Annotated in this window: 6 protein-coding genes and 1 rRNA gene; 1 reads left to right on the top strand and 6 read right to left on the bottom strand. The window is 36.8% G+C overall.

All coding sequences use genetic code 11. The features are described 5' to 3' along the window. Positions 1 to 109: 109 nt before the first annotated feature. The 3 genes from AAHN03_RS02155 to odhB form a co-directional block, all read right to left on the bottom strand. Positions 110 to 2,888 (bottom strand): 23S ribosomal RNA (locus AAHN03_RS02155). Between the two features lie 198 nt (positions 2,889 to 3,086). Beyond that, positions 3,087 to 7,541 (bottom strand): pentapeptide repeat-containing protein, encoded by a 4,455-nt coding sequence (locus AAHN03_RS02150; RefSeq protein WP_342278955.1) that lies wholly within the window; start codon positions 7,539 to 7,541, stop codon positions 3,087 to 3,089. 21 nt (positions 7,542 to 7,562) lie between these two features. Beyond that, positions 7,563 to 8,762, bottom strand: a complete 1,200-nt coding sequence (gene odhB / locus AAHN03_RS02145; protein ID WP_342279156.1) for a 2-oxoglutarate dehydrogenase complex dihydrolipoyllysine-residue succinyltransferase — start codon at positions 8,760 to 8,762, stop codon at positions 7,563 to 7,565. A gap of 193 nt (positions 8,763 to 8,955) precedes the next feature. Between odhB and AAHN03_RS02140 the strand changes: the two genes are divergently transcribed. Next, on the top strand, positions 8,956 to 9,606 hold the full coding sequence (locus AAHN03_RS02140; RefSeq protein ID WP_342278954.1) for a hypothetical protein: 651 nt from the start codon (positions 8,956 to 8,958) through the stop codon (positions 9,604 to 9,606). A gap of 120 nt (positions 9,607 to 9,726) precedes the next feature. On the opposite strand, the gene AAHN03_RS02135 is transcribed toward AAHN03_RS02140, so the two are convergent. The 3 genes from AAHN03_RS02135 to fabD all read right to left on the bottom strand — a co-directional run bounded on the left by AAHN03_RS02135 (position 9,727) and on the right by fabD (position 13,894). Then, the gene (locus tag AAHN03_RS02135) at positions 9,727 to 10,719 is read right to left on the bottom strand and encodes a ribonucleotide-diphosphate reductase subunit beta (RefSeq protein WP_342278953.1); all 993 of its coding nucleotides are present in this window, start codon (positions 10,717 to 10,719) and stop codon (positions 9,727 to 9,729) included. 344 nt (positions 10,720 to 11,063) lie between these two features. After that, on the bottom strand, positions 11,064 to 12,893 hold the full coding sequence (locus AAHN03_RS02130; protein WP_342278952.1) for a ribonucleoside-diphosphate reductase subunit alpha: 1,830 nt from the start codon (positions 12,891 to 12,893) through the stop codon (positions 11,064 to 11,066). Between the two features lie 71 nt (positions 12,894 to 12,964). Next, the gene (fabD, locus tag AAHN03_RS02125) at positions 12,965 to 13,894 is read right to left on the bottom strand and encodes an ACP S-malonyltransferase (RefSeq protein ID WP_342279155.1); all 930 of its coding nucleotides are present in this window, start codon (positions 13,892 to 13,894) and stop codon (positions 12,965 to 12,967) included. Position 13,895 lies beyond the last annotated feature (1 nt).

The raw sequence follows: 13,895 nt of genomic DNA, 5'->3' as shown, positions 1-13,895 counted from the left end.
TTCATAGAACCCTAATTTCAAAATAGGTCTAAAATTTGAGTTGTTGATAAAACTGAAAACCTTTTTATGTTTCTTGCAGAATTAATGCTGTACACAAGTACAACCTCAGCAAAGTAAAACAATCGAGCTATTAGTACCAGTTAGCTACACACGTTACCGTGCTTCCACACCTAGCCTATCAACGTGGTGGTCTTCCACGGCTCTGATAGGGAAGTCTAGTTTTGAGGTGGGTTTCCCGCTTAGATGCATTCAGCGGTTATCCCTTCCGTACTTAGCTACCCAGCTATGCCGCTGGCGCGACAACTGGTCCACCAGAGGTACGTCCACCTCGGTCCTCTCGTACTAAAGGCAGATCCTCTCAAACTTCCTACACCCACGGCAGATAGGGACCAAACTGTCTCACGACGTTCTAAACCCAGCTCACGTACCACTTTAATCGGCGAACAGCCGAACCCTTGGGACCTTCTCCAGCCCCAGGATGTGATGAGCCGACATCGAGGTGCCAAACGATTTCGTCGCTATGGACGCTTGGAAATCATCAGCCTGTTATCCCCGGAGTACCTTTTATTCGTTGAGCGATGGCCCTTCCACTCGGGACCACCGGATCACTATGACCGACTTTCGTCTCTGCTCGTCTTGTCAGACTCGCAGTCAGGCTAGCTTATGCCATTGCACTCTAATAGTTGATTTCCGACCAACCTGAGCTAACCATCGCGCGCCTCCGTTACTCTTTGGGAGGCGACCGCCCCAGTCAAACTACCCACCATGCATTGTCTCGGATCCTGATTCAAGGATCGCGGTTAGATATCAAGAATCAAAAGGGTGGTATCTCAAGGATGACTCCACAGTGGCTTGTGCCACCACTTCATAGTCTCCCACCTATCCTGCACATCTAATTCCTAATACCAGTGCAAAGCTATAGTAAAGGTTCACGGGGTCTTTCCGTCTAACCGCGGGAACTCCGCATCTTCACGGAGAATTCAATTTCGCTGAGTCGATACTGGAGACAGCGGGGAAATCGTTACGCCATTCGTGCGGGTCGGAACTTACCCGACAAGGAATTTCGCTACCTTAGGACCGTCATAGTTACGGCCGCCGTTCACTGGGACTTCAATTCAGAGCTTGCACCCCTCCTCTTAATCTTCCAGCACTGGGCAGGCGTCAGACCCTATACTTCGTCTATTGACTTTGCAGAGCCCTGTGTTTTTAATAAACAGTCGCTACCCCCTAGTTTGTGCCACCTATAAATGGTTGCCCATTTACAGGTCATCCTTCTCCCGAAGTTACAGATGCAATTTGCCTAGTTCCTTCAGCATCGTTCTCTCAAGCGCCTAGGTATACTCTACCTGTCCACCTGTGTCGGTTTAGGGTACGGTCTTTAATGAGGGTGTTATTTCCTGGAAAATATTCACTGCACACGCAATCCAATAAGCGTATACAATTTACTATCTCCGTCACATCCCTCAGGTTCAGGAATATTAACCTGATTCCCATCGATTACGCCTTTCAGCCTCACCTTAGGGACCGACTAAGCCTGCGCAGATTAACTTTACGCAGAAACCCTTGGACTTTCGGCGAGAATGTTTCTCACATTCTTTATCGCTACTTATGTCAGCATTCTCACTTCCGATACCTCCAGCAAACTTCACAGTTCACCTTCACAGGCCTACGGAACGCTCCGCTACCATTTGCACTATTAAAGTGCAAATCCGCATCTTCGGTACATGACTTGAGCCCCGTTACATTGTTGGCGCAAGAAAACTTATTTAGACTAGTGAGCTATTACGCTTTCTTTAAATGATGGCTGCTTCTAAGCCAACATCCTAGTTGTTTTGGTTTTCTCACATCCTTTAACACTTAGTCATGATTTAGGGACCTTAGATGGCGGTCTGGGCTTTTTCCCTCTCGACTATGGACCTTAGCACCCACAGTCTGTCTGCTATGCTGTACTCGTCGACATTCGGAGTTTGGTTGAGTTTGGTAAGTCTGTAGAACCCCCTAGCTCATCCAGTGCTCTACCTTCGACGGTAATCGCTATAACGCTCTACCTAAATAGATTTCGCGGAGAACCAGCTATATCCGAGTTTGATTGGCCTTTCACCCCTAGCCACAACTCATCCCCTACTTTTTCAACAGTAGTGGGTTCGGTCCTTCAGCGGATATTACTCCACCTTCAACCTGGCCATGGCTAGATCACTCGGTTTCGGGTCTAATTCATCTAACTAAAGTCGCCCTATTCAGACTCGCTTTCGCTACGCCTACACCTAACGGCTTAAGCTTGCTAGATAAACTAAGTCGCTGACCCATTATACAAAAGGTACGCCGTCACAGAACATATAAACGAGCTTTAAAACTCAATGTCTGCTCCGACTGCTTGTAAGCATTCGGTTTCAGGTCTATTTCACTCCCCTTATCGGGGTTCTTTTCACCTTTCCCTCACGGTACTTGTTCACTATCGGTCACTAGAGAGTACTTAGGCTTAGAGGGTGGTCCCCCTATGTTCAAACAGGATTTCACGTGTCCCGCCTTACTCAAGGACTCCAAAACTTTTTACCTATAAGGGGCTATCACCCTCTATGGCCAACCTTTCCATGTTGTTCTAGTTTTTATTCTGAAGCCACTGGCCTAGTCCGCGTTCGCTCGTCACTACTAACGGAGTCTCGGTTGATGTCCTTTCCTCCAGCTACTGAGATATTTCAGTTCACTGGGTTTGCTTCGCATAGCTATGTATTCACTATACGATACCTGCTAAGCAGGTGGGTTTCCCCATTCGGAAATCTTCGGATCAAAGCTTATTCGCAGCTCCCCGAAGCTTATCGCAGCGTATTACGTCCTTCATCGCCTTCTAGTGCCAAGGCATCCACCAAATGCTCTTATTTTATTTACTTTGATTCTTTTAAAGCTTGAGATTGTACGATGTGTACAGAACTAATTCTGCTATTTTACAGTATCCACTCACGATCATAAATTTTTATTATCGTAGTAGGTATTTAGTTTTCAGTTTTATCAACTTTTCAAACAGCTACAGGATTTTTGCCCTGTGTGAAGTTTTATACCGATTATTCAGAACAATGTCAAACATTATTTTATCTGATTAACAGATTTGTTTGTCTTTCTTTGTTAGCATTTCTATCATATCTTTCTCTATGTTCATTTGACGATATTGTTTGACTTGCTTTAGGTACTGGTGGAACAACTTCTATTTTTTTTATAGTAGCTTTATGCAAATCTACATTTTTTAGCAAAGGATTTGATTTAACTTCTTCGCTTATATTCCCAACAACTCTTATATTATCTAAATTCATTGTTTTTTCCGGATGTTTTTTATTATATTTTTTAATTTCCGGAAGAAGTGTAGTTAAAGTATTACCATCAATGGTAGCTCCTTCAAAGTCTATATGTTCTTTAAAAGTAACTCTCTTAAAAGAGCATTCTTTCAATTCAGCATTTTTCAGAGAACATTTTCCTAATGTCACTTCATTAAAATTAAATCCTTTAATTTCAAAATCATCTAATTTCATATCTACTTTTTCAAAAGATAATCCTCTCAAATCTTTATTATTTAAGGAATAATCAAGTATCGGTGAATAGTCAGATGAATTATTTCGACTATATTTCTCAGCCTGCTCCTGAAAGATGGAAGATAAATCTATTTTCTTGTCCGACTTAGCTATCACAAGAGGATTTGGCAAGACATCTTCAATAATTTGGTTCATTTTTTCACCAATTACTTTTTCACGTGTTGAATTAGACACAAAATGTTTTTGAAAATTATACTTCCAAAGGTTAACAGTAGCTCCTACAGCTAAACTTAGAACTTTTGTATCAGATAACAAATTAATCAATGGACGAACCATTGCACTATATTCTCCCTTCTTATATGAAGCCGTTATTGTTCCTACTTCCTTAGCATGATCCCCTAGCGCTTTAACAATTGCTTCACCTTTTAGTTTTAGTTTTTTACCCATCTCGGTTTCGTTTAAAAATTTCTCAACCACAGGACCAAGGTCTTTAGCATGTTTTATTAAAAGCTCAGGTATTTTTTCTTGTAAAACTTCTTTAACCTTAGGATTATCCTTATTAAACTTAATAAGAGAGTTTACTAATTTACCAACTTTTTCTGCTTGTTTGGATTCAGGTACGTTCATAACATCTTTAGTTTGCTCAATGATTCGCTCTAACCCCTCTTTGTCTGCTAAACAATTTTCAGTAAGTTCTGCTATTATCGGTAAAACATCAACAATAAATGGAATAGTTGCTGCTGTTGCATCACGTACAAATTTAGGATTCAGACCAAGATATCTTATATTTTGCTGCACTTCTGTTTTATCCAAAAATTCTAAAATATTCTTTTTATTATCAGCAAAATATTGTGGTAGAGTTGATTTTAAGGCAGGAGCTATATCTTGAACAACCTTACTAGTATTATCTAAAATAGACAATATCATGGCTTTTTGCGTTCCTATTATTTCTTCTTTTCGAGTTGGAGATAAATTTTTATTAGTCAATAATTCCAAGCCCAAATCTTGATGTTTCATATAGAACTCATAGATCATGACCATTTCAGGAGTATGCTCTAATATCGTGCTACTTGCATTAGTTGCCAGTGATACAGTATCCCTAAAAAATTCTTTTGACACAAATCTAGTAAATTTATCGTCTAGAACATTCTCAGCAATTTTAGTAATTTCCTTTTGATTAGCTGGATCACGTAAAAACTCAACTAAATCTTTCTTAACTACTTCTGCTACTTTAGGGTTAATGAAGATTTCCAAAGCATTTTTAATGATATCACGCCCTGAATTTTTGTTAGAAATTATTAGATTCTTATAAATTTCTTGTACTTTTTTATTTGATTCTCCTTCTAATATGCCACCTCCTAATTTTAGCACCAACGGCACTATCCTTCTAATAAAATTTTTATCTACTCCATCAAATATATCAGGATTAACTCTACTAGCTTCTGTAGGTGAAATCATTGGAGCGGGATTTAACACAGCTCCTAAAACTGGCAACAAAACACGCTGAGCGATCTGATCTTTTAATAGATCAGATCGTGCTTCATTCAGAGCAGGAATATATATATCAACCACTGAACCAGCTCCTTTGATTAGATTAGATACATGCTCTACTTGTTCTTTTTGTAATTTTTGCCTTTCTTCAATTAGCAACTTATCACTTAATAATTTTTCACTCACTTCTTGAAATTTCAGGAAATCAGCATATAGCTCATCATATAATAGCTTCTTTGTATCCAGCGGATTCCTAATAGCTGAAGGTACTATAGTAGCAATATCAAGAAGAAATGTTCCTGTCTCTTTTAATAAACCTACAGCGATGTGAGGTAAATTCTCTAATGTTAATTCTAATTGCTCCTCTTTTTTTACTTGCTCCAATTGTTTTTGCTCTTCTTGAAACTTCTGCGGGATAATTTCTTGACCATTCTGAATGAATGTGCCTTGTAAACCAATCAAATTTACGTCCACAATATCAGTATCAATATCGACCATAGCTTTAGACAAATCAGCCTCAGCTAACTTTGCCGCACGTAAATTAACTCCTTCTAACTTAACCTTTTCTGCTTGTACTTTTTCCAATATCGCTTGCTGCAATTTTGATTTTGTAAGATCACCATTCATGAATATTACTTCGGTAAAATCACCTTCCTGAGCGTCAATACTCCTCATTATACTATTCGAGAAATCAGCCTTTTGTGCATGAACTTTTTTTAGTATACTATAACTTGCATTGATTCCTTTAGCCTTCGCTCCTTCCAAAACCGCCTCTGTTAAGTTAGCAAATTTGACCTCTACTCCTTCTAAAATTGCATTTCTGAAATTCGCCTTTTGTGCTTCCACCATATTTAGATTGGCATTAATAAAATTCACTCCTTCAGCATTAATCCTTCTTAGAATAGCTGCTTCTAAATTCGCTCCATCCAGCTTAGTCAAACCACTTAACTCAGCATTCGACAAATCTAATCCTTTTGCTTCTATGTTCTGCAATATAGTATCTTTAAATTTTGCTTTATGTGCTTCAGCCTTTTCCATCAAAGCATTAGATAAATCACTCTCTATAATTTGACACTCTGTTAAAACAGCTTTATCTAATATTGCATGCTGCATTTGTATTCTTCGTAAATCTGCTGAGATTAAAGAAATACCTTGCAAATCTGCCTGATTAAATGTTGAATCAGTCAATTTTGCGTTATTCCATTTACCATTTTTTATATTCGCATAATCAAAGTTGGAGTTATTTATCACAACCTCTTGACCATTAGAACGAGCCATAAAAGCATGTGTAAACTGACTATTATCAACGACTGCCTGACTTAAATTACTATTAAAAAAATTCGCGTTATCTGCTTTAGAGCCTAAAAAATTAGCTCCTACAAGTTCTGCACTCTCAAAACTCGCTTCACTAATATTAGCTTCCTTAAAAATAGCTCTAGATAAATCAGCTCCTGCAAATACAGCACCCCGCAAGTCTGCTCCTGAGAAATCTAAACCAGATAAATCAACTCTGCCAGGCAATGCATTATTGTTAACAACAGCTCCCTTCATGAAAGAAGCACTAACTTTAGGTGAACAATCTGCAACAATTCTTGCTGTTAATTTTATCTTCGATGGCTCTAATTTGGTTTTAGCAAAATCATTTAAACTTAAATCCTTATTGCTTTTCCTTATTTCTAAATACTCCACTACATCATTGCGAGTAAGACGCACATATTGTACTTCTCCATCTCTCTGACTCTTAGTTGACCCACGTATGTAAGCTGGATCAAAACTACACCTACTACCAAAAATATTCTTAAATGTTTCGTGCATTGGATTATCTTTTTTAGGAAATGTCTTTTTCTCAGTCATTAACGTTAGTTCTTCTTGTAACCTATCATATTCCTGGTTTTTAGTTTTAAATCCCGCCTTAACCAATATAGCTTGTGGATAACTCAAGCTCTTATATGCATTGTCTAATTCTGTTTTTTTATTATCTATAAGATCTTGTTGTTCTTTTTCTCGTACCGAAGTACTTTTTATATCAGCATATTTCCTACCTAAAACATGAGTAGTACTAAATTTTATACCATCAATATCTTTCGATTTATCTGTTTGAGAGTATCCTTTATAGCTATCAGAAAACCTACAATTAGCAAGGTCAGCTCCTCTGAAATCTACGCTTCTTAAGACAGTATCTTCGAAATAAGCATTATCAAAATCAACATCACAAAACACCGCATCAGCTAAATTACATCCTGTAAAAGTAGTATTTTTAAATATACAACCAGTAAAATCTCCTCCGCTTAGGTCTATTACATTATCAGATCTACTAAAAGTCCTATCTGATAAATCTGCTACTACTACTACATTATTATCTGAAAAATATTTTTCCTTTAAATACTGGTTAAGGCTTAAACCTCCCTTGGGATCATCTGCCAAAACTGCATGCTGAGCTGTGATATAATCCTTTATATCCTCGCTAGTAGGACGAAATTTTTCAATCTTAACAGCGAGATCATAGAAAACAAGTTTATTTTTCACCATAACTTATACTCCTTCTTTGTATTAAAGATTTAATAACAATTTCTCAGGATTCTCAATCAATCCCTTTATTTTTACAAGAAAAGTAACTGCTTCTTTGCCATCAATAATACGATGATCATAAGATAAAGCAATGTACATCATGGGACGTATTTCTATCTTACCATTAACCACTACTGGTCTTTCTTCGGTCTTGTGAAGACCTAAAATACCGGATTGAGGAGGGTTAATAATCGGAGTTGATAATAGTGATCCATAAACACCGCCATTTGAAATGGTAAATGTTCCACCTGATAAATCAGACATAGATAATTTTCCTTCTCTAGCCTTTTTACCCAAACCAGCAATTTCTTTCTCAACCTTAGCAAAACTCAATTTGTCAGCCTGCCTAACTATTGGCACTACTAGACCTTGCTCTGTCCCTACTGCAACACCAATATCATAATAATTCTTATACAGAATCTCATCCCCTTCTATCTCGGCGTTTACCGATGGAACTGCTTTAAGAGCTTCAATAGTAGCTTTTACAAAAAATGACATAAATCCCAGCTTAACGCCATGCTTCTTCTCAAACTCTTCACGATACTGCATACGCAAATTAATAACTTTCAACATATCAATTTCATTAAAAGTAGTTAGAATAGCTGCAGTATTTTGTGATTGTTTCAAACGATCTGCTATAGTTTTACGAAGACGTGACATTTTAACACGCTCAACCATCCCTTCATTTGCCCGTACAACATTGGCTATAACATTGTTTATAACAGGTAATTCTGTTTCTTTTGCAGGCGGGGTATTTATGAACTCTAGTACATCTCCCTTGGTCACTCTGCCTTCTCGACCAGTACCTTTTATGTCAGCTAATTGCAGTTTATTTTCGCTCACTAATCTTTGCACCGATGGCGGAACATCAATCTTGTTTATACTTGCAGGTTGCTGTTGTATCTCTTTGTCTAGTGTACTAGGTGAAGCTACACTAGAAACTGCTCCTTCGGTAATTTGTCCTACGCTCTCACCCACATATACTGTATCGCCCTCATTCTTAAGTATTTTGCTTATTACACCAGAGGAAAGTGCATGTACTGCTAACGTAACTTTCTCTGTCTCAAGTTCTAAAAGTAGCTCATCCACTTTTACTACATCTCCTTGTTTTTTATGCCATTTAGCAATAGCCGCTTCTGATACAGACTCTCCAAGAGATGGAACTATAATTTCAATACTCATAATTATTTTATTCTCCCAATTATATTCTATTATACTATTATTTATATCTTGCACTAATAACAAAAATTGTTTTAACACTCAAATGATGTTAAAAACATCTATCTATAAAACATTTATTTTTTTGCAGTCATTTTAATATACTATTATTTTATTTACCACTAATATATATCCATAGAATATTATAGGGAATGAAATGAAAGATCGGAAAGAAATTGAGCCATACATGGCATATAAGCCTACTCAGGTATATAATGTCTTGAAAGATTTATCTAGAAAGCAAGGATATACACTATCAGCAGAGACGTATGAAAATCCGGGTAATCCTGAGAATAAAATCAATTATTATCTTAAAAATGACAATAATTATATCACTGTCCCATCTCATGATGCTCAAAAAGGTAGTACGCTTACAACAACTGCAGCCCCATTAAAGGATACACTTGGAGTATTAAACCAAAATCCTAACTGGAAGAAAGCAATAATTCCTATTTGTCAGTCTAACAAATATTTTTTTGGACTTCTGACAAGGAAACACTTCACATATTTAGAACTTAATAAAGATAATGCTGGCAATATAACATCTCATCATCAGGATTCCAAAGGATGGCTTAGCCGTTTCTACCCACTAAAACCAATTAGAGACTCACTAGAAGAAACATTTGGAAAAGATAGAGTTACCTTTAAATCATCATATCTAGGTCATCAAAAAATAGCTGATAATATAAATTGCGGTCGATTCATCCTGTCTTATATAAAAAACGTTATTACTGGTGATCCTGCTAAAAATAAAATAAATCCTCAAACTCAGACAAGTTTATTTAGCGATTTTGACACAACTAATTAACAAACCACCTAAGGAGGAAAAGATTTTACCTAAAGCTAAAGTCCCAACACCAAAACCCCCAAATATGGTAGACCACGTATCACGCATTAGTAGAAAACCTAATAATCCAGCAAGAACACATTAAGAAGTCGTACCACTCTTCCTATCATCCATCTCAGCAAATACATCTTCCCACGATCCAGTAGTTGCAGCTTTGGTATATTCGGTCACCCTTCCTTCAAAGAAATTAGTATGTTCAGCACCGTTTAAGATTTCATCAAGCCAAGGCAACGGATTAGTATCAATTAAATAAATCTCTTTAAGTCCAAGCTGCATTAATCTGCGATCGGCAATATAACGAATATATTGTCTTACTTCTCTAGCTGTCAGCCCTTCAATACCACCAACTTCAAACGCCAGTTCAATAAAGGCATCTTCAAAATGCACAATAGTAGCACACGCTTCATAAAGACGGCTACGAAGCTCTTCAGTCCATACTTCAGGGTTTTCTCTAATAAAAGTTTTAAATAACATAATGATAGAATCAGTATGTAACGTCTCATCCCTTACTGACCAACTAATAATTTGCCCCATACCTTTCATTTTATTAAAACGAGGAAAATTAAGTAAAATAACAAATGAAGCAAATAGTTGTAATCCTTCAGTAAATGCCCCAAATACTGCTAAAGTAGTAGCAATATCTTCTTTAGTTTCTACACCGAAACGCTGCATATAGTCGTATTTATCTTTCATTTCTCTATATTTGAGAAATGCTGAATATTCAGTTTCTGGCATACCTACGGTATCAAGCAGATGAGAATAAGCAGCAATATGAATTGTTTCCATATTAGAAAACGCTGATAACATCATCAGTACTTCCGTTGGCTTAAATACCCTAGAGTAATGTTTCATATAACAATTATTTACTTCAATATCAGCTTGAGTAAAGAAACGAAATATTTGAGTTAATAAATGTTTTTCTCCTGGACTTAAATTATATTTCCAGTCTTTTAGATCATCAGCTAGCGGCACTTCCTCTGGTAACCAATGAATTCGTTGTTGAATATGCCACGCTTCATAAGCCCATGGATAAGAAAATGGTTTGTAGATTGGACTGGCATTAAGTAAAGACATATTATATTTCCTTTTTAAGTATACTACTATAAAACGTCTATTAGCGAGGAGACCGTAGCACAACTGTTGAAAGTTAGTAAATACAGCTTTCCTATGCGTCTATTAGCGAGGAGGCTGTAAGGCCGACGAAGCAATCCAGTAACATCATTTATCTATAGATTGTTTCCTAGATTGCTTCGCTTACGCTCGCAATGACGGTTTAAGCCTTACAACAGTGCTTCGCTAATAGACGATTTTTTAACTTTCAACAGTTGTGAAGACCGTAGGTCGACGAAGCAATCTATAATTTCACCGAATTTGGGATAAGAATTGACAAATTCTTATCCCGAATTCGCGTATATTCATTACTGACAGGATAAACATTCATCATAAGACACAACTTCTTTTTCTTGTTTTTTCTTATTATCTCTTTCAATATCTTGAAAATCCGCTTTCTTGACATCGTGTGATACTTTATCAGCTCTTTGAATTGAGGTTGATCTACAATAATATAAACTCTTAACCCCTTTTTTCCAAGCTCTAAAATGGATATTATTTAAATACATCTTACTTACATTACCTGCTAAGAAAACATTTAGAGATTGAGATTGTGAAATATGTGGTGTCCTATCTGCTGCTAGATCAATAAGCCAATTTTGATCAATCTCATAAGCAGTTCTGAAAACATCTTTTTCATGGTTGGATAAAAAGGTTAGATGTTGAACTGAGCCTTCATGAGTTGCAATTGATGACCAAACCTGCTCATTATTAAAACCTTTGGTGCTTAACAGCTTTTCTAAATATTTGTTACGTACATTAAAAGATCCAGTAAGAGTCTTTTGGACAAAACTATTAGCAGCAAATGGTTCAATTCCAGGCGAACTATTGCCAGCAATAATAGAGATTGATGCCGTAGGAGCAATAGCTGTTTTATTACTAAACCGTTCGTTAATACCTACTTCAGCTGCATCGAGGCAAGCACCACGTTCATCAGATAGAACTACTGAAGCTTTATCAACTTCTTTATGAATATGTTCAAATATTTGATTATTCCAAACCTTTGCCATTACCGACTCTATTGGTACATCCTTTAATTGTAGGAATGAGTGAAAACCCATAACACCTAACCCTACGCTACGTTCACGCATTGCTGAATATTTAGCTCGCTCCATGGTACTAGGTGCTTTAGTAATAAAATCTTCAAGTACATTATCTAAAAAACGCATTACAGTAGGAATAAACTCGGGGTCATTTTGCCAATCATCAAAATATTCCAAATTTACAGAAGACAAACAACACACAGCGGTTCTAACCTTACCCAAATGATCAATGCCAGTTGGCAGGGTAATCTCGCTACAAAGATTAGAAGTTTTTACTTGTAGCCCAAGTTTTTTATGATGCTGCGGAATATATTTATTGACAGTATCAATAAATAAAATATAAGGTTCTCCAGTTTCTATTCTAGTAGTTAGTAACTTAACCCACAAATCTCTAGCCTTAACTTCACGTACAACTTTTTTAGTAGCAGGGCTGATTAATGGAAAATTTTCATCACTCTCAACTGCTTGCATAAATGCATCTGTTGCAGCTATGCCGTGATGCATGTTTAAAGCTTTACGATTAGTATCACCACCAGTATGGCGTCTTAAGTCTATGAATTCCTCAATTTCAGGGTGATCAATTGGTAAATATATAGCAGCACTGCCACGTCTAATTGACCCTTGAGAAATAGCTAAAGTCATAGAATCAACAACCTTGACAAATGGAATAATGCCAGAAGAAGTACCTTTGCCTTTAATTGCCTCATTAATAGAACGAACATTGCCCCAATAGCTTCCTATACCACCACCACGTGAGGCTAACCAAACATTCTCCGTCCAAAGATCTACAATACCTTCTAAACTATCATCTGTTTCATTTAAAAAACAAGAGATAGGCATCCCTCTGTCAGTTCCACCGTTACTAAGAACCGGTGTAGCTGGCATAAACCACAACTTGCTTATGTACTCATATAATTGCTGGGCTGACTCTGCATTATCAGCATAATAGCTAGCTACTCTAGCAAATAGATCTTGAAACCCCTCTCCGGCTAGTAAGTACCTATCTTTTAGCACTGCTTTGCCAAAATTAGTCAGTAAATCATCTCGTTTCTTATCAATCTTTATAGGAAATTTAGTATTAGCTTGCGTTGCCATTATTATATTATCTTATTTTTTTAATTTAATTGAGATCATAGCAGATTTTTGTCTTAGCACTAATACCATAATCACATAATTTTTAAAAATTTTTCTAATTCTACAAGACTCGAAATATTAATCAAATCAAATTTATGGTCAGTTTTTTTTAGCATATTAGTTAGAACCTTACCTGCACCTATTTCAACTATTTGCTCTATTTTCAGATTTTCCAATTCGTTTAAGGTTTGACGCCACCTCACTCTACCGCAAATCTGTGAGATTAAGTTTTGTTCTATCTCTATAGGGTTAGTGGTTGGTTTGGCTGTAACATTTTGTACCACCGGAACAAATGGTTTATTAATTACTACTTTGTCTAAAGCCTTTGCCATTTGCTCTTCTGCTGGCTTCATCAAACTACAATGAAAAGGACTACTTACATTCAATTTAATAGCTTTATAGCCCAAATCTTTTACGATAGATATTACCTGCTCCACTGCTATAGTTTCACCACTGATGACTATTTGTCCGTCTATATTATCGTTGGCTATATCAAGGTTAGTAAACTCTTTTACGATCTTTTCAAGCTTTTCTAGAGGAATACCTATACACGCCGCCATTGAACCTTCACCTACTGGATAAGCCTCTTGCATAGACTTACTACGTATTGCTAGCAATTGTGTAGCTACTTGTAGATTGATACTTTCCGCTGCACATAATGCACTATATTCTCCTAAAGAATGACCTGCAACATATAAACACAGGTTAGTAATATTTCTATTTGTTTGTTGTTTAATGACATTCAATATTGCCATAGACACTGCCATTAGTGCTGGTTGAGCATTGATAGTCAAAGTTAAATCTTCACTTGGTCCATTAAAAACAATATGACTTAATTTTCTTCTAAGAGTATCATCAACAATTTCAAATGTTTCTTTTGCCACCTGAAAGTTATCGTAGAATTCTTTTCCCATACCAACTATTTGTGACCCTTGACCTGGAAAGACAAATGCTCTATTCATA

This window comes from Candidatus Tisiphia endosymbiont of Myopa tessellatipennis (assembly GCF_964031105.1).
Taxonomy (GTDB): domain Bacteria; phylum Pseudomonadota; class Alphaproteobacteria; order Rickettsiales; family Rickettsiaceae; genus Tisiphia.
Note: the sequence above shows the minus strand (reverse complement) of the source record. Positions and strands in the feature narration are given on the sequence as shown.

What these genes read in the sequence shown, in the direction of transcription:
- odhB (WP_342279156.1), bottom strand. Translation starts at nt 8,762, where the DNA reads ATGAGTATTGAAATTATAGTTCCATCTCTTGGAGAGTCTGTATCAGAA.
- AAHN03_RS02140 (WP_342278954.1), top strand. Translation starts at nt 8,956, where the DNA reads ATGAAAGATCGGAAAGAAATTGAGCCATACATGGCATATAAGCCTACT.
- AAHN03_RS02135 (WP_342278953.1), bottom strand. Translation starts at nt 10,719, where the DNA reads ATGTCTTTACTTAATGCCAGTCCAATCTACAAACCATTTTCTTATCCA.
- fabD (WP_342279155.1), bottom strand. Translation starts at nt 13,894, where the DNA reads ATGAATAGAGCATTTGTCTTTCCAGGTCAAGGGTCACAAATAGTTGGT.
- AAHN03_RS02130 (WP_342278952.1), bottom strand. Translation starts at nt 12,893, where the DNA reads ATGGCAACGCAAGCTAATACTAAATTTCCTATAAAGATTGATAAGAAA.
- AAHN03_RS02150 (WP_342278955.1), bottom strand. Translation starts at nt 7,541, where the DNA reads ATGGTGAAAAATAAACTTGTTTTCTATGATCTCGCTGTTAAGATTGAA.